The sequence below is a fragment of the Pseudomonas sp. yb_5 genome (assembly GCF_043103865.1).
GTDB classification, from domain to species: domain Bacteria; phylum Pseudomonadota; class Gammaproteobacteria; order Pseudomonadales; family Pseudomonadaceae; genus Aquipseudomonas; species Aquipseudomonas putida_Y.
This window is the reverse complement of record NZ_JBICKE010000099.1, coordinates 32,058-49,768: the sequence shown is the minus strand read 5'-3', so window position 1 is coordinate 49,768 and position 17,711 is coordinate 32,058. Positions and strand designations below refer to the sequence as shown.

At 63.7% G+C, this 17,711-nt stretch carries 10 protein-coding genes; 1 reads left to right on the top strand and 9 read right to left on the bottom strand.

Annotation, left to right across the window (positions count from 1 at the left end):
* Nucleotides 1-56 precede the first annotated feature (56 nt).
* From ACF8GF_RS16985 to pgm, 4 genes are all read right to left on the bottom strand, one after another.
* Nucleotides 57-2,462 carry a TonB-dependent siderophore receptor gene (locus ACF8GF_RS16985; RefSeq protein ID WP_392488033.1) on the bottom strand — a complete coding sequence of 802 codons (2,406 nt, stop codon included), beginning with the start codon at nt 2,460-2,462 and terminating at the stop codon, nt 57-59.
* Nucleotides 2,463-2,529: 67 nt separating this feature from the next.
* A complete protein-coding gene (locus ACF8GF_RS16980) occupies nt 2,530-3,474 on the bottom strand; it encodes a FecR domain-containing protein (RefSeq protein WP_176683293.1) in 945 nt (314 codons plus the stop codon).
* Nucleotides 3,471-3,983 (bottom strand): sigma-70 family RNA polymerase sigma factor, encoded by a 513-nt coding sequence (locus ACF8GF_RS16975; protein WP_176683292.1) that lies wholly within the window; start codon nt 3,981-3,983, stop codon nt 3,471-3,473. The genes ACF8GF_RS16980 and ACF8GF_RS16975 overlap by 4 nt, the downstream gene beginning before the upstream one ends.
* A gap of 78 nt (nt 3,984-4,061) precedes the next feature.
* Nucleotides 4,062-5,699 (bottom strand): phosphoglucomutase (alpha-D-glucose-1,6-bisphosphate-dependent), encoded by a 1,638-nt coding sequence (gene pgm / locus ACF8GF_RS16970; protein WP_392488032.1) that lies wholly within the window; start codon nt 5,697-5,699, stop codon nt 4,062-4,064.
* A gap of 481 nt (nt 5,700-6,180) precedes the next feature.
* On the opposite strand from pgm, the gene ACF8GF_RS16965 reads away from it, so the two are divergent.
* Nucleotides 6,181-6,441, top strand: a complete 261-nt coding sequence (locus tag ACF8GF_RS16965; protein WP_176683290.1) for a DUF1652 domain-containing protein — start codon at nt 6,181-6,183, stop codon at nt 6,439-6,441.
* Between the two features lie 51 nt (nt 6,442-6,492).
* Here ACF8GF_RS16965 and ACF8GF_RS16960 read toward each other — a convergent pair whose 3' ends face one another.
* The 5 genes from ACF8GF_RS16960 to ACF8GF_RS16940 all read right to left on the bottom strand — a co-directional run bounded on the left by ACF8GF_RS16960 (nt 6,493) and on the right by ACF8GF_RS16940 (nt 17,706).
* Entirely contained in the window at nt 6,493-8,580 is a 2,088-nt protein-coding gene (locus tag ACF8GF_RS16960; protein WP_392488031.1) for a putative bifunctional diguanylate cyclase/phosphodiesterase, read from the bottom strand.
* Nucleotides 8,581-8,709: 129 nt separating this feature from the next.
* Nucleotides 8,710-10,200, bottom strand: coding sequence for an efflux transporter outer membrane subunit (locus ACF8GF_RS16955; protein WP_176683288.1), 1,491 nt, complete (start codon nt 10,198-10,200; stop codon nt 8,710-8,712).
* Nucleotides 10,197-13,304, bottom strand: coding sequence for an efflux RND transporter permease subunit (locus ACF8GF_RS16950; protein ID WP_176683287.1), 3,108 nt, complete (start codon nt 13,302-13,304; stop codon nt 10,197-10,199). The genes ACF8GF_RS16955 and ACF8GF_RS16950 overlap by 4 nt, the downstream gene beginning before the upstream one ends.
* The gene (locus tag ACF8GF_RS16945) at nt 13,301-16,399 is read right to left on the bottom strand and encodes an MdtB/MuxB family multidrug efflux RND transporter permease subunit (protein ID WP_176683286.1); all 3,099 of its coding nucleotides are present in this window, start codon (nt 16,397-16,399) and stop codon (nt 13,301-13,303) included. Before ACF8GF_RS16945 ends, ACF8GF_RS16950 begins: the two co-directional genes overlap by 4 nt.
* Nucleotides 16,396-17,706, bottom strand: coding sequence for an MdtA/MuxA family multidrug efflux RND transporter periplasmic adaptor subunit (locus ACF8GF_RS16940; RefSeq protein ID WP_392461116.1), 1,311 nt, complete (start codon nt 17,704-17,706; stop codon nt 16,396-16,398). Before ACF8GF_RS16940 ends, ACF8GF_RS16945 begins: the two co-directional genes overlap by 4 nt.
* Nucleotides 17,707-17,711: the final 5 nt, after the last annotated feature.

The following is a 17,711-nucleotide window of genomic DNA, read 5'->3' as shown; positions in this document are numbered from 1 at the left end:
TCGAGTCGGCAGATTCGCGGGCATGTACGCTCCCGATGGGTATACAAGGCTTCAGTTTAAAAGCCGACCGTGGCCGAGAGCAGGTAGGTCCGCGGCGTAGACAGGGTCAATCCCGGCTCACTGTCATCCGACGCCCCCGCCGAGCTCCAGTAGCGATCATCCAGCACATTCTCGACACTGGCCCGCAAGGTAACCTCGGTGGCGTCCACCTTGAAGGCATAACGCGCGCCCAGGTCATAACGCTCCCAGCCGTCGATCCGCTTGCTGTTGTTCTGGTCCAGGTACTGCGAACTTGAGTGAATGCCGCGCGCTGTTAAGGTCAGGCCGTTCACCCCTGGCACGTCCCATTCAGCCCCCAGATTGACGTTGTATTCGGGCGTGGCCGGCGCACGGTTGCCATCGTAGGCGCCGCCGACGGTGTCGGTCAGCTCGCTGTCGATATACATCAGCCCGCCCAGCACCCGCACGCCCTGCACCGGCTCACCGAACACACTCAGCTCGATGCCGCGGTTGTCACGCTTGCCATTGGGGCCGAATACCCGCGAGGCGGGGTTGGTCTCGTAGGCTGGCTGGCGAATGCGGAAGGCGCTGGCGGTAAAGGCCACCTGGCCGAGGTCGTACTTGGCCCCCACTTCGATCTGGCGGCTGGTGAACGGCGGGAAGATCTGGTCTTCGTTGATCGAGGTCGATGGGGCGATCTTGCCTTGGCTCAAGCCCTCCATGTAGTTGGCGTACAACGAGAGCTGGTCGGTGACCTTGAGCAATACGCCCCCAGAAGGCGAGACCTTTTCTTCGTCATAGCCCGTATCGCCTTTGACGCCGTCGCTCCAGTCGTCCACCTGCACCCGTTGCCAGCGCGCCCCCAGGGTCAGCAGCAGGCGGTCGTCAAAAAAACCAAGGGTGTCGGCCAGGGCCACGCCGGAGAAGCGGTTTTCCGTGTAAACCTCGGGGTCGAGGCGGGTTGGCGTAGCGGGTGTCGCTGCGGCCACCGGGTTGTAGAGGTTGCTCGGCGCCGAGGCATAGCGCGCCCCGCCGTTGGTGAAGTCCATGTAGTAATAGCTGGCGGCCAGGTTCAGCTCGTGGCTCACCGGCCCGGTATGGAACCAGTGACGCAAACCGGCCATGGCGGTGCGCACCGACTCGTCCCGGGTAAAGTCACGCGGCTGCACAGTGAAGTCGCCGGCATCGTTGGTGATCGACACGTTATGGCGCAGGAAGTCGTGGTTGCTCTTGCGCGCACCGACCGCACCATAGGCCAGCAGCGATTCGCTGATATCGTACTCGGCGTTCAGCGCACCGAAAGTGTCGTTGGTACGCGCCTTGCTCCAGGCCTGGGCGTAGTTGTGGCGTACGTCATTGGCATTGGGCACCTTGGCATTGGCACCGACCAGCACACGCTCCTGCGGGGCGTCGGTGTCGCGTTCGGTGTGGCCAAGGTCTGCCGAGAGCCGCAGGCGCTCGCCTCGAAAATCCAGGCCCAGCACCGCCATTTCGCGGTCAACGCGCTGGTGGTCCCATTCGGTATCACCGGCCTGCTTCACACCATTGAAGCGCACGCCGAACTGCTGGCCTTCACCAAAGCGACGGCCGATGTCCACTGCGCCGCCTGTCTGGCCTGCCGAGGCGTAGCTGCCGGTGAATTCGGTGATCGGTTTGTCAGCGGCTCGCTTGGGCTGCACATTGATACCGCCGCCCACGCTGCCACGCGGCGAAATGCCGTTGATCAACTGGCTGGGGCCTTTGATGATGTCGACCCGATCGGCCATTTCCATGTCGATCGAATACGTCGGCAAGATGCCATACAGGCCGTTGTAGGCCACATCACTGTTGAACAGGCTGAAGCCGCGAATGGTGAACTGCTCGAAACGCCCGCCCGCCGGGTTGGTAGCACGCACCGAAGGGTCACTGGCAATCAGCTCGCCCAAGGTGCGCGCCTGCTGGTTCTTGACCAGTTCGCTGGTGTAGCTGGTGATGCTGAACGGGGTTTCCATGAAGTCGCGCGAACCGAGCATGCCTTGCGCGCCCTGGCGTGCCACTTGGCCACCGGCATACGGCTGCGCTTCGCTGCCTGCGGCCAGGCCGCCGACGATGCGGGTGGGGGCGATTTCCAGAGCGCCACTGGCCTGGGGGGCCGGCATCAAGGTGAAGGCCCCCTCACCCACCGGCAGCGCCTGCAGGCCGCTACTGCGCAGCAACTGGCTGAAGCCTTCATCGACACTGTAACGACCGGACAAGCCGTTACTTTGCCGGCCCTCTACCAATGCCGGGTCCAGCGAAAGGCTGACACCGGCCTGGTCGGCGAAATGGGTCAAAGCAGCACCCAGGCTGGCTGGCGCCACCTGGAACGTACGCCGGGCCGGCTCATCGGCCCAGGTGGGCGCACACAACAGCAGGCTCATCGCGAACAATGGATGTGCGGCGCGCACCAGTGGGCGCAGGCGGCAAGATTTTACTGCAGGCATTGAACAAGGCTCCCCTTTTATTTTCTCCTACCGGTAATGACCGGCGAGTGAAAAAAAGGGGACAGCCTCATGCTCGTTTTTCTCGTGCGGTCAGGCTCACCCAATAACGCGTGCGGCTCTGCACCTGCAACGGCAGGCTGGCGGCGAGCAGGGCCAGCACCCGGTCGGTGTCGTCAAGGCGGAACGTGCCGGTCACACGCAAGCGCTCCAGTTCCGGTGCCCAGCGCAGTACGCCGGGGCGATACCTGCGCAGTTCGTGCAGCAACTCGCCCAACGGGCGGTCGTCCAGCCGCAGTGCGCCTTCGCGCCAGCCCAGTTGCCATTCTTCGAAGGCTTTGACAGGGCCAACGCCGGTCGCCTGCAAACTGGCCTGCTGGCCGGCCTGCAGCATCACGGCTGGACCACGCAACGGTTGCAGGCTGGCCGCCCCTTTGATCGCCGACACCCGGCAGGCCTCATCAAGCAGGCGCAGGCACACCTCGCCCTCACTAAGCACCACCCGGCCGTAAGGCACCTGCAAGGTAAGGCTCAGGTTAGCGGGCACACTGACGGCCACTTCACCGCGCAGCAGTGCCACGCGGCCTGCACCCAGCTCGATATCGACCGCACTGTCGGTGTTCAACTGCAACCAGGTGCCGTCGCTCAGCAGAGCCTGCCTGCGCTCTCCTACTGCGGTGCGCATGTCGGCGGTCCAGGCATCCAGCGGCAGCTCACGGCTCACCAGCCAGGCCACCGGCAACAACGCCGACACTCCCAGGGCTTGTTTGAGCAATGCCCGACGACCGGCATCCGGACGATCCAGGGCGGCCATCGCCAATGCGCCGGGCAACCCGGCAAACCGCGCTCGCAGCAGCGATGCCTTTTGCCAGGCGTCTTCGTGCAGGTGACTGCTGGCGCGCCATTGCGCCAGGCGCAGCAGGTCAGCTTCGCTTGCGTCGCCAGAATCCAGCAATGCCAGCCAACGGGCCGCAGCACGCAGCGCTTTGCGGGTTTCTGGGGAGTGGGGGCTCATTGCAAATCGGCCAACAGGCAATGTTCGTAAGCCTGCGCCATGTAGCGTTTCACCGAGCGCTGGCAAACGCCCAGGCGCTGGCCAATCTCGGCGTAGCCCAAGCCTTCCAGCTGGCTCCAGAGAAAGGCCTTGCGTATCGCCGGCTTGAGGCCGTCGAGCAATTCATCCAGTGCTTGCAGGGTTTCCAGCAGTACCCAGCGCTGTTCTGGCGACGGCACGTGTTGCTCGGGCAACTGCGCCAAAGCATCAAGGTAGGCCTGCTCCAGGCTACGTCGCTGGTGGAAGTTGCTCAGCAGGCGCTTGCCGACGGTCAGCAGATAGGCGCGCGGTTCGCGTATGTCTGCCAGCGGCTGGGCGCTGGCCAGAATGCGCAGAAAAGTATCCTGACTGAGGTCGGCGGCATCCCAGGCATTGCCCATACGCCGGCGCAGCCAGGTTTCCAGCCAGCCGCGATGCTCCCGGTACAGGGCAGGCAGGCCAGGCTCCGGTGGCGGCGCGGCGTCGATCATGAGGAGGGTCCTGCGGCGGAGTAAATAAGATTAATTCTAATTTACATCGCGCCACAGAACCAAGCGGTTTGTTACCGGTCAGGCGATTGCTTCATCGACCAGCACTTGTGCTTCCTGCACCAGACGCTGCAAATGCGCCTCGTCGATGAAGCTTTCGGCGTAGATCTTGTAGATGTCTTCAGTACCCGACGGGCGCGCGGCGAACCAGCCATTGGCCGTCATCACCTTGAGCCCGCCAATCGCCTGGCCATTGCCTGGGGCGTGGCTGAGGATCTGCACGATCGGCTCACCGGCCAGCTCGGTCGACGTCACCTGCTCCGGCGCCAGTTTGCTCAGCAACGCCTTCTGCCGCGCATCTGCCTTGGCCTCGACACGCGTGGCGAACGGCTTGCCCAGCGCCTCGGTCAGGTCGGCATAAGCCTGGCTCGGGTTACGCCCGGTACGGGCGGTCATTTCGGCGGCCAGCAAGGCCGGGATCAACCCGTCCTTGTCGGTGGCCCACACCGAGCCATCGCGGCGCAGGAACGAAGCACCTGCACTTTCTTCGCCACCAAAACCGAGCGAACCGTCGAACAGGCCCTGGGCGAAGAACTTGAAGCCCACCGGCACCTCATACAGATCACGGCCCAGGCGTTGGGTAACACGGTCGATCAGGCCGCTGGAGACCACTGTCTTGCCCACAGCGGCATCACTGCGCCACTGCGGGCGGTGGCGGAACAGGTAGTCGATAGCCACGGCCAGGTAGTTGTTGGGTTGCAGCAAGCCGTCAGGGGTGACGATGCCGTGGCGGTCGTGGTCCGGATCGCAAGCGAAGGCCACGTCAAAGCGCTCACGCAGGCCTATCAGACCCTGCATGGCATACGGCGAGGAAGGGTCCATGCGGATCTGGCCGTCCCAATCGACGGTCATGAAGCGGAAGGTCGGGTCGACCTCGGTGTTCACCACTTCCAGGTCCAGCTGGTAGTGCTTGGCAATCGCCGACCAGTAGCGTACCCCTGCCCCGCCCAGCGGGTCGACGCCCAGGCGCAACCCGGCGCCACGGATCACATCGAAATCGATGACGTTTTCCAGGTCGGCCACATAGGTGCTGACGTAGTCGTGGCGGTGGGTGGTCGGCGCCTGCAGCGCCTGGGCATGGTCCATGCGCTTGACGCCGGCCAGGTTAGCCGCCAGCAGCTCGTTGGCCTTGCCCTCGATCCACTTGGTCACGTCGCTGTCGGCCGGCCCGCCGTTGGGCGGGTTGTACTTGAAGCCACCGCTTTGCGGCGGGTTGTGCGACGGGGTAATGACGATACCGTCAGCCAGACCCTGTGTGCGGCCACGGTTGTGGCAGAGGATGGCGTGGGACACAGCCGGTGTGGGCGTGTATTCGTCATCCTTGGACAGCATCACCTGCACGCCGTTGGCGGCCAGAACCTCCAGGGCGCTAGCGGTAGCCGGGGCCGACAGAGCGTGGGTATCGGCGCCGATGAACAGCGGGCCATCGATACCTTTTTCCTGGCGATACAGGCAGATAGCCTGGGTAATGGCCAAGACGTGATACTCGTTGAAACTCAGTTCCAGCGAAGTGCCCCGGTGCCCCGAGGTGCCGAAGGCCACCCGCTGGGCCGCCACGGCAGCGTCTGGGCGGCCGGTGTAATAGGCGGTGAGCAGCCGGGGAATATCGACCAGCACGCTGGTCGGAGCCGGCTTGCCTGCCAAAGGACTGAGCGTCATGCAAAACCTCGAGTTCAACGGATGTTGGTGTTGGAGCGTGCAGTGTACTGAGAGTTGCAATGCCGTGCGATGGGGGCATCAAAGAATCAGCCAGTGCACGTCGCCCTTGCAGAACCGCATCAAAGCGTGATGGCGCGTAAACGGTCTCGCGTAGAAACAATACCCCTGGATAATGGAACCCATGGCTTTCCGTCGCCGGCCCCTCCCCCAAGCCGCTCGTCTGAAAAACCTGCGCGTCGTATGTCAGCGAAATCCACGAGACCCAATGGTTACCTGGCACCATCCGGCCGGGAAAACGTTTGCCATGCGACCAGTCGACACATAGCGCCCATGACCAGGATGTGACCACTGTCATGCATTAACACATTTGTCGTGCCGACAACCGAAAATCGCGCATGGCTGGTGCTATCTTTATGTTCCCGGCGGCCGCATCGATGTGGCCACCCGCTCATCACGTCCGGGGACGGACAAGGAGGCTGGCATGAACAAGATGACGTTCCCCAACGCCTGCCAGGTGATGCGCTGGCATTTCCATCCATTGGGTTTCGAGGCCAGCATGGATGCGCCACGCAGCATGGTCGCGCGGCTGTTCGACCGCGCCAGCGGTGAAACCTTGCTGGCGATTGCGGGCATCCCCTGTGCGGCGATCATGCCCGCTGCCGATGTAGAGCGCATCATCGAGGCCGTCGAGGCGGAAATGGATGCCTTCATACCCGCCTTTACCCTGCGCGATGCAGTCTAGGCGCTGTTTTCATCGCAGCTTCACCGAGTATCAAGGCTTTTCATACAGAGCTTAGCCCGCAGCGGTGAATTCCGGGCCCATGGCCTGCAACTTGCTCATGAACTGCTCGGCCGGCACGGGCTGGCCCAATAGGTAGCCCTGCAACGAATCACAGCCCAGACGGGTCAGGAAGTCCTGCTGCTTGTCGGTCTCAACCCCCTCGGCAACGATACGCAGGCCCAAGGCCTGGCCCAGTGCGACAATTGCCGAAACAATCGCTGCATCGTCACTGTCCTGCTCCAGGTCGCGCACGAAACCGCGGTCGATTTTCAGCTCGTTGGCTGGCAGGCGCTTTAGGTACATCAGGCTGGAATAGCCCGTGCCAAAGTCATCAATGGACAAGTCCACGCCCATGTCGGACAGGCGCTGCAGCACGGTCAGGCTGGCGTCGGCATCGTGCATGGCGGTGGTTTCGGTAATTTCCAGTGTCAGGCAGTTGGCCGGCAAGCCGTTCTGCTGCAGGGCACGGGCCACGCTGTCGACCAGGCCGGCGTGGCAGAACTGGATAGCCGACAGGTTCACCGCCATGCGCCAGCCAAGGTGGCCCTGGTCCAGCCACTGACGCATCTGACGGCAGGCCTCGATGAGTACCCACTCGCCAATGGGTATGATCAGGCCGGTCTTTTCCGCCAGGCCGATGAAGCGGTCAGGCAGCAGCAGGCCCTGCTGCGGGTGCTCCCAGCGCAGCAACGCTTCGGCACCAATCGGCTGGCAGGCCTGGGCGTCGAACTTGGGCTGGTAATGCAAGCGGAACTGGCGCTGCTCCAGCGCCAGGCGCAAGTCCTGCAGCAGTTGCAACTGCTGGCGGGCATTGCTGTTCATCGACACATCGAAGAAGCTGTAACCGTTCTTGCCTGCGCTCTTGGCATGGTACATGGCAGCGTCGGCGTTACGCAGCAGCTCGTGCTGGTCCTGGCCGTTGCCCGGGTACAGGACGATGCCCAGGCTCGCCGACAGTTGCAGGTCGTGCTCGGCCACGCGGAAAGGCCGGGACACCAGGTTGACCTGCTTGACCGCCACGTCCATGGCATCGTTCGGCTCCTGCAGTTCCACCAGCAGAACGAACTCGTCGCCGCCAATCCGTGCCAGCGTATCCTGGCTGTGCAGGTGGCCGCGCAGGCGGGCCGCCACTGCCTTGAGCAGAAGGTCTCCGATATGGTGGCCAAAGGCATCGTTGACCGGCTTGAAGCCGTCCAGATCAATGAACATCAGGGCAAAACAGCCGCCCTGCTCCGCCACTTTGGCGATGGCCTGTTCGATGCGATCGGCGAGCAAGGTACGGTTGGGTAGACCCGTGAGGGTGTCGTGCAGGGCCAGTTGGGTCAGCTCCTGGTTGGCCAAGGTCAGCGAACGGGCCAACTCGGCAGTACGCGCCTCCAGGCGAGCATCCAGCACCGAAGTCAGCAGAGCCACTGCCAGTACTGCCAGCGTGGTGATCAGCACCAGGTAAACCAGGCTGTCACCCTGCAGCCCGCCCCCCAACGCGCCGCAGAAGCTGCCCTCGGGGAAGTTCGCCGCTGCCATGCCGGTGTAATGCATGCCAACGATGGCAAAGCCCATCACCACTGCCGCCAGGCCACGGATCTGCCGTACATAGGGGGTGTGTTTGCGCAGGCGGAAGGCGATCCACAATGCCGCCGCCGAGGCGCCTACGGCAATCAGCAGCGAAGCACCGAACAACGTCGGGTCGTAGTCGATGCCCGGCAGCATGCGCAGTGCGGCCATGCCGGTGTAGTGCATGCAGGCAATACCCGAGCCCATGATCAGCGCGCCGAACCCCAACTGCAGCGCTGGCAGGCTCGGCTGACTGACCAGCCACAAGGCAAAGCCCGAGGACAGCACAGCGATCAGCAGCGAGAACGCGGTCAGGGCCAGGTCGTAACCCAAGTCGATGGGCAAGCTGAAGGCAAGCATGCCAATGAAGTGCATCGACCACACGCCGATGCCCATGGCCAATGCACCGCCGCCCATCCACAGGTAGGCAGCGCGGCCCTTGGCCGTGGCGATGCGGCCAGTCAGGTCAAGAGCGGTATAGGATGCCAGGATCGCCACGCACAGCGAAATCAACACCAGCGAAGAAGAGTAGCTACCGGTCAGCATTGAAAGTTCCAGCGCCGGAACAGGGGGCCGGCAAAAGCTGACGATTGTACTCAAGCTTAAGCGAAACGCACGGGGTTTTTGCGAATGGGGATGGGCCCAATAACCGCAAATGCGCCCCTCTGCGCGTGGTCAATTCTGCTCGGCAAACGCCTGCTCTGCATCCCAGCCGCCGCCCAACGCGGCCACCAGTTGCACACTGGCCACCAGGCGCCCTTGCAGCAGGTTCAGCACGCTGCGCTCGTTGCTCAGCGCCGTGGTTTGCACGTTGACCACATCCAGATAGCCGATCAGCCCGGCGCGGTACTGGTTCTCGGTCAGGCGCAACGACTCGCGGGCAGCATCGAGCGCCTCTTGGCGCACCACGGCTTCATCGCCATACACTTTCAGTTGAACCAACAGGTTTTCCACTTCCCTGAAGCCGTCCAGCACGGTCTGGCGGTACTGCGCCACCGTCTGGTCATATACGGCCACCGTGCGGTCGACCTCGGCGCTGCGTTTGCCGGCGTCGAACAGGGTCAGCGCCAACTGCGGGCCTACCGACCAGTAGCGGTTGGGCAGCTCGATCCAGTTGCTGAAGCTGCTGCTGGAATAACCGCCACTCATGCTCAGGCTGAGGTCCGGGAAGTAGGCTGCCCGCGAGACCCCGATGTTGGCGTTGGCCGCCATCACGTTGCGTTCGGCCGCAGCGATGTCCGGGCGGCGCTCCAGCAGTTGCGAAGGCAGCGAAACCGGTATTTGCGGCAACTCGGGAATAGCCTTGCTGTCGGCCAGGGCGAAGTCGGCCGGAACCTTGCCCAGCAGCACGGCGATGGCATTTTCGAACTGCGCACGCTGCCAGATCAGGTCGATCAGGTCAGCCTGGGTGCTTTTGAGCTGGGTGCGGGCCTGGGCCACGGCATCCGGGCCGGCGACCCCGGCACGGTACTGGTTTTCGTTCATTCGCAGTGAGCGTTCATAAGCCGCCACGGTGGCTTCCAGCAAGCGCTTCTGCTCATCGATAACCCGCAATTGCAGGTAGTTCTGCACCAGTTCCGACTGCTGGCTCAGGCGGATAGACGCAAGGTCGGCGAAACTGGCTTCGGCACTGGCCTCATTGGCATTCAGGGTTTCGCGCAGCTTGCCCCACAGGTCGATCTCCCAGCTCACGCCCAACTGGGCGTTGTAGGTGTTGCGAATGCCACTGCTGTTATTGGACAGGCTGGAACTGGAGCTGCCGGTTCCCTGCGCCGAGCGGTTCTTGCTGGCGCTCAGGTCCAGACTGGGGAACAGCGCCGCACGGCTGCTGCGCACCAGCGCCTGGGCCTGGCGATACTGGGCTTCTGATTGCGCCACGGTCTGGTTGCTGCGGTTGAGCTCTTCGACCAACGCGTTGAGCCCGGCATCGCCGTAGATTTCCCACCAGGCGCCGCGGGCGATGGCGTCGGACGGCGAGGCCTGGGTCCAGCCTTCGGCGTGCTTGAACTGCGCCGCCGTGCTGTTCAGCTCGGGGCGGTGGTAATCGGGGCTCAGGGTGCAGGCACTGAGCAAGGCCAGGCACAACCCGGCGCCGAGCAGGCGCGAGCCACGGCCACGGGCCAGTGCTTGCAGGGCACGATGAAGTGGGGTCTGGGCAAAAGTCATAGCGGGGTTTCCAGGGCGGCGTCGGTGCGCACGCCGCGCCAACGGTTGAAACGGTGGCGCAGGCGGTCCAGGTACAGGTAAACCACCGGCGTCGTATAAAGGGTGAGGATCTGGCTGAACACCAGGCCGCCGATGATGGTCAGGCCCAGCGGCTGACGCATTTCTGCGCCTTCAGCCTGGCTCAACAGCAATGGCAATGCGCCAAGGATCGCCGCCAGGGTGGTCATCAGGATCGGCCGCAGGCGTAGCAGGCAGGCCCGGCGTATCGACTCTTCCGGCGAAAAGCCCTGATGGCGCTCCAGTTGCAGGGCCAGGTCGATCATCAGGATGGCATTTTTTTTCACCACCCCGATCAACAGGAACAGCCCCAGCAACGAGATCAGGCTGAACTCGCCACCGGTGACGTACAGCGCCAGCAAGGCTCCGACGCCCGCCGAAGGCAGTGTCGAGAGAATGGTCAACGGGTGAATGTAGCTTTCATACAGAATGCCCAGCACCAGGTACACCAGCAGCAGTGCGCCAAGGATCATGAATGGCTGGCCCTGCTGGGTCTTGGCAAAGGCATCGGCAGTGCCGCCGAGCTTGGCAATCACCTCCTCGGGCAAGCCCAGCTTGGCCACCGCGCGCTCCAGCGCCGCCATGGCCTGGTCGGGGCTGTAGCCCTCGGCGACGTCGAAAGCGATGTCTTCCGAAGCGAACTGGCCTTCGTGGCTGACCCGGTCGTTGGCCAGGCTGTTCTCGTAGTGGGCGATGGTCGACAACGGCACCCGGGCGCCGTCGGCGGTGATCACCTGCACTTGCTCCAGCGTGCTCGGGTCCCAGGCGTATTTCGGGTTGATCTCCAGCACCACCTGGTACTGGTTGAGGCTGTCGTAGATAGTGGAGATCTGCCGCTGGCTGTAGGCGTTGTTCAGTACCGCGGTGACCATGTCCATGTCGATGCCCAGGCGCTTGGCCTGGTCACGGTCGACCACCAGCGTCACCTGTTGGGTACCAGCACCATCGCGGGCGTCGATGGCGGTCAGCTCAGGCAGTGCACGCAGCGCCGCGACCACCTTGGGGAACCATTCGCGCAATGCCGAAAGATCGCCGCTTTGCAGGGTATACAGGTACTGCGAAGAGGTCTGGTCACGCCCACCGCCACCCAGTTGCAGGTCCTGGTCGGCCATCAGGAACAGGCGCCCGCCGGGCACTTTGGGCAGTTCCTTGCGCAGGCGCTCGATCACCTTCTGCGCATCGATCTTGCGCTCGCTGATCGGTTTCAGGCGCACCAGCACAAAAGCGTTGTTGGTACCGCTGTTGCCACCGATGAAACCGGCGACGCTCTGTACTGCCGGGTCGGCCAGCAAGGCCCGGCGGTAGATTTCCATCTTCGGCTGCATCACGCTGAACGACAGGCCGTCGTCGCCCCGAATGAAGCCCATCAATTGGCCGGTATCCTGCTGGGGCATCAACGTCTTGGGCACCACCACGTACAGGGCGATGTTGACGCCGATGGTGGCCAGCAGGCTGAGCAGGGTCAGGCGCTTGTGGCGCAGGGCCCAGCCCAGGCTGCGGTCATAGGCAGCAACCATGCGCTGATGCAGCTTGTCGCTCCAGCGCTGCAGGCGGCTCTGCTCGGCCTGGTGCGGCTTGAGCCAGCGGGCGCAGAGCATCGGTGTCAGGGTCAGCGACACCACCAGCGAGACGATGATCGCCGCTGCCAGGGTGATGGAAAACTCCTGAAACAGGTTGCGCACGATGCCACCCATGAACAGGATGGAGACGAACACCGCCACCAGCGACACGTTCATCGACAGCAAGGTGAAGCCCACTTCCTTGGCGCCCAGGTAGGCCGCCTTCATCGGCGGTTGGCCGTTCTCGATGTGCCTGGAGATGTTTTCCAGCACCACGATGGCATCGTCCACCACCAGCCCGGTGGCAAGGATCAGCGCCATCAGCGACAGGTTGTTGAGCGAGAAACCGCACAGGTACATGACCGCGAACGTACCCACCAGCGATACCGGCACCGCCAGGCTGGGGATCAGCGAGGCGCGCAGGCTGCCGAGGAACAGGTAGACCACCAGAATCACCAGCACCACGGCGATCAGCAGGGTGTGCTCGGCCTCTTTGAGGGTGGCCTTGATCACGGGCGAGCGGTCCATGGCCACGTTCAGTTGCACGCTGGCTGGCAGCAACGACTGCAGTGCCGGAAGCTGCGCCTTGATCTGGTCGACCGTTTCGATGATGTTGGCGCCGGTCTGGCGGTTGACCACCAGCAGCACCGCTGCCTGGTCGTTGAAGAAACCGCTGTTGTAACGGTTTTCAACACCGTCGGTGACGGTCGCCACGTCAGACAGGCGCAGAATGGTGCCGTTCTGCTGGCGAATCACCACCGGCTCATAGTCCTTGGCGCTTTCCAACTGGTCGTTGGCCCGCACCTGCCAGTTGCGCTCGGCGTCCTCGACAAAGCCCATGGGCCGGCGCTGGTTGGCGTTGGACACCGCAGTGCGCACCTCGTCCAGCGACAGGTTGTACTGGTTGAGCAATTGCGGCTCGACGGCAATGCGCACGGCCGGCAGCGAACTGCCACCGATCTGCACCTCCCCTACCCCCGATACCTGAGCCAGGCTCTGTGAAAGGATGGTGTCGGCCAGGTCATACAGCTGGCCTTTCTGCAACACATCCGAGGTCAGCGACAGCACCATGATCGGCGCCTGCGACGGGTTGATCTTCTTGTAGGTGGGCATGCTGCGCATGCCACTGGGCAGCAGGTTGCGGGTAGCGTTGATCGCCGCTTGCACCTCACGGGCTGCGCCATCGATGTCACGGCCCAACTCGAAGCCGATGACTACCCGTGTCGAACCCTGGTTGGAGCTGCTGGTGAGCGTAGTGACGCCGGCGATGCTGCCCAGCTTGCGCTCCAGCGGTGTGGCCACGGTGGACGCCATGACCTCGGGGCTTGCACCGGACAGGTTCGCCGACACCACGATCACCGGGAAGTCCATTTGCGGCAGTGGCGCCACCGGCAGCAAGCCAAAGCTGACCCCGCCCAGCAGCATGATCGCCAGGCTCAACAGCATGGTCGCCACCGGGCGACGGATGAAAGGCCCGGACAGGTTCATGCCTGGGCCTGCTTCACGTCAGTGGCCGGGCGCAGGCGGCGGGCCAGGCGATCGAAGTACAGGTAGATGACCGGAGTGGTGAACAGCGTCAGCACCTGGCTGACCAGCAACCCGCCGACCATCACCAGGCCCAGTGGCTGACGCAGCTCGGCGCCGGAACCGGTGGCAAGCATCAGCGGCACCGCACCAAACAGCGCGGCCAGGGTGGTCATCAGGATCGGCCGGAAGCGCAGCAGCGCCGCCTGGTAGATGGCATCGCGCGGGCTCATGCCCTGATTGCGCTCAGCCTCCAGGGCGAAGTCGATCATCATGATCGCGTTCTTCTTGACGATACCGATCAGCAGGATGATGCCGATGATGGCGATCATGCCCAGGTCGTTACCGCTGATGAGCAAGGCCAGCAAGGCACCGACCGCCGCCGACGGCAGGGTCGAGAGGATGGTGACCGGGTGGATGTAGCTTTCGTACAGCACCCCCAGCACGATGTACATGGTCACCACCGCCGCCAGAATCAGCAGCAAGGTACTCGACAGCGACGCCTGGAAGGCCTCGGCCGCACCCTGGAAGCGGGTTTGCACGCCCAGCGGCATGCCGATGTCCTTCTGCACCTGCTCGATCACCTGCACGGCTTCGCCCAGCGATGCGCCGTGGGCCAGGTTGAACGACAAGGTCACCGCCGGGAACTGGCCAATGTGGGAAATAGCCAGCTGCGCTTGACGCTGCTCGATCCGCGCCAGCGCCGAAAGGCGCACCTGACCGCCATCGGTGGCCTTGACGTGGATCGACTCCAGCGCCTGCGGGCCGATCGTGGCGGCGTCTTGGGACTGCAACACCACGCGGTACTGGCTGGCCTGGGTGTAGATGGTCGAGATCTGCCGCTGGCCGAAGGCGTCGTACAGGGCATTGGTGATCTGCGACACGCTGATCCCCAGGCGGCTGGCCATATCACGGTCGATCACCAGGTACACCTGCAAGCCCTTGTCCTGCAGGTCGCTGGCCACATCGGCCAGTTCCGGGCGCTGCTGCAGCGCCTGCACCAGCTTGCCGCTCCACTGCGCCAGCAGGTCGGCGTCCGGCGACGACAAGCTGAACTGGTACTGGGTACGGCTGACCCGGTCCTCGATGCTCAGGTCCTGCACCGGCTGCATGAACAGGCGGATGCCCACCAGCCGGTCGACCTGCGGCTGCAGGCGGCTGATCACTTCGCTGGCGCTGACATCGCGCTCGCCGTGGGGCTTGAGGTTGATCAGCAGGCGACCGCTGTTGAGCGTGGCGTTGTCGCCATCTACGCCAATGTAGGACGACAGGCTTTGCACGGCCGGGTCTTGCAGGATGACCTTGCTCAGGGCCTGCTGACGTTCGCTCATGGCGGCGAACGAGGTGGACTGCGGCGCTTCGGAAATACCCTGGATCACCCCGGTGTCCTGCACCGGGAAGAAGCCCTTGGGCACGACCATGTACAGGAACACCGTGAGCACCAGGCTGGCCACCGCCACCAGCAAGGTCAGCGGCTGATGCTTGAGCACCCACTGCAGGGCACTGCCGTAGTGCTTGATCAGCCAGTCGATCCAGGCGCCACTGGCACGGTAGAAGCGGCCTTGCTCTTCTTCCTTGGGCTCGCGCTTGAGCAGACGCGCGCACATCATCGGCGTCAGGGTCAGGGACACCACCAGGGAAATCAGAATGGCCACTGCCAGCGTGATGGCGAACTCGCGGAACAGGCGACCGACCACGTCCGCCATGAACAGCAACGGGATCAGGACCGCAATCAGCGAGAAGGTCAGCGAAATCAGGGTGAAGCCAATCTGTCGGGCGCCCTTGAGCGCCGCCTGCATGGGCGTCTCGCCCTCTTCGATATGCCGGGAGATGTTCTCCAGCATGACGATGGCATCATCGACCACAAAGCCGGTGGCGATGGTCAGGGCCATGAGCGTCAGGTTATTGACCGAGAACCCGGCCAGGTACATGACCCCGAACGTCCCGATCAGCGACAGCGGCACGGCAATCGACGGAATGAGGGTGGCGCTGAAGCGGCGCAAGAAAACGAAGGTGACCATCACCACCAGAACGATGGCGATGAGTAGTTCGTGCTGCACGTCCTTGACCGCGGCGCGAATGGTCTGGGTGCGGTCGGTCAGCACCGACACATCGAGGCCGGCCGGCAGGTTGTCGGTGATCGACGGCAGCAGGCCCTTGATGCGGTCGACCACTTCGATCACGTTGGCGCCCGGCTGACGCTGGATGTTCAGCAGCACAGCATGGTTCTCGTTCGCCCAGGCGGCCAGCCGCTCGTTTTCGGCGCCGTCGACGATTTCGGCCACATCCTTCAGGCGCAGCGGCGCACCGTTGTTGTAGGCCAGGATCAGGTTGGCGTATTCCTCGGGAGAGCGCAGCTGGTCGTTGGCATCGAGCATCGACACCCGGGTCGGGCCGTCGAAGTTGCCTTTGGGCTGGTTGACGTTGGAGGCACCGATCAGCGTGCGCACGTCATCCAGATTCAAGCCATTGGCCGCCAGGGCGTCGACGTTGACCTTGATGCGTACCGCCTGGCGCTGGCCACCGGCAATGCTGACCATGCCCACGCCGCTGATTTGCGCAAGCTTTTGCGCCACGCGGGTATCGACCAGGTCGTTGAGCTTGGGCAGCGGCATGGTCTTGCTGGAGATGGCCAGGGTCAGCACCGGGGTGTCGGCCGGGTTGACCTTGTTGTACACCGGCGGTGCCGGCAGGTCACTGGGCAGCAGGTTGCTGGCGGCGTTGATCGCGGCCTGTACCTGTTGCTCGGCAACGTCCATGTTCATGTCGAGGTTGAAACGCAGGGTCAGCACCGACGCGCCGCCAGAACTGGTCGAAGCCATCTGTTCCAGGCCCGGCATCTGGCCGAACTGGCGCTCCAGTGGCGCGGTGACGGCGCTGGTCATCACCTGCGGGCTGGCGCCGGGGTACAGGGTCATGACGCGAATGGTCGGGTAATCCACCTGCGGCAAGGCGGAAACCGGCAGCAACTTGTAGGCGATCAGGCCGGCCAGCACGATGGCCAGCATGCTCAGCGTGGTGGCGACCGGGCGCAGGATGAACAGGCGCGACAGGTTCATGCGCCCGCCTTGCCTGCTGCGTTGCCAGGTTGTGCTTCACCTGTTGTTTGGGCCGCACCCTTGGCTTCCTGCCCTTGCAGGTGCTGGCCTGGGCTGGTCGGCACTTGCGAGCTGTCTTCGACCACTTCCACCTGGGTGCCTTCGCGCAGGCGGTCGGTGCCTTCCAGCACCAGGCGGTCGCCGGCCTTCAGGCCGTCGAGAATGACGCTGTTCTCGCCATCGCTGGCGCCCACCTTCAGCTTGCGGACATTGACGGTGCTCTGCTCGTTGACCACATAGGCGAAGGTGCCATCGTTGCCGAACTGGATGGCCGCGGCCGGGGCCATGACCACCTGCTTGAGGGTGTCGGCCAGCAAGCGCACGTTGACGAACTGGTTGGGGAACAGGGCCAGGTCCTTGTTCTCGAAGCGGCCTTTGAACTTGAGTGTGCCTGTGGTGGTGTCGATCTGGTTGTCGATGCTGCCCAGCACACCGGTGGACTGCAGCTTGCTGTCACTGCGGTCCCAGGCCTCGACTGGCAGGCTGGCGCCACTGCGGTAGCGCTCCAGCACAGTGCTCAGTTCGGTTTCCGGCAGGGTGAAGGCGACGTTGATCGGCTCGGTCTGGGTGATCACCACCAGCGCGGTGGTGTCGTTGGCGGCTACCAGGTTGCCCAGATCGAGCTGGCGCAGGCCCACCCGGCCACTGATCGGCGCACGGATCTGGGTGAAATCGAGGTTCAGGCGAGCGTCGTTGACCTGCGCCTGATTGGTCTTGACCAACCCCTGGAACTGCGCAACCTGGGCTTGGGCGGTGTCCAGGGTTTGCTTGGCGATGCTGTCTTCGGCGTACAGGCCTTTATAGCGGGCCAGGTCGACCTGAGCATTCTTCAACTGCGCCTGGTTCTGCGCCAAGGTGCCTTCGGCCTGCTGCAGGGCGATGCGATAAGGGCGCGGGTCGATTTCGGCCAGCAGGTCGCCAGCCTTGACGCGCTGGCCTTCCTTGAAGTGGATTTTCACCAGTTCGCCAGCCACGCGGCTGCGCACATTGACCGTATTGGTCGCGGTGACCGTGCCCAAGGCTTTGTAGTAGAGGGGGAAGTCGCCTGTCCGCGCCGGCACGACGCGTACCGGCACCGGGTCGCTGGAACCGCCAAAACCTGGTCGGCCGCCGATCATGCCCACGCCCTTGCCACCGCGCCCGCCACTGGCTTCTTTATGCGCAGGCGTCGCTGCGGGCCACAGCCACCAGGCCAGTGCAGCCACCAGCAGCAGGATCAGCAGGCCGACGAGCCAGCGACGGAGGGAACGGGAATTGGACGCTTGCATGGGTT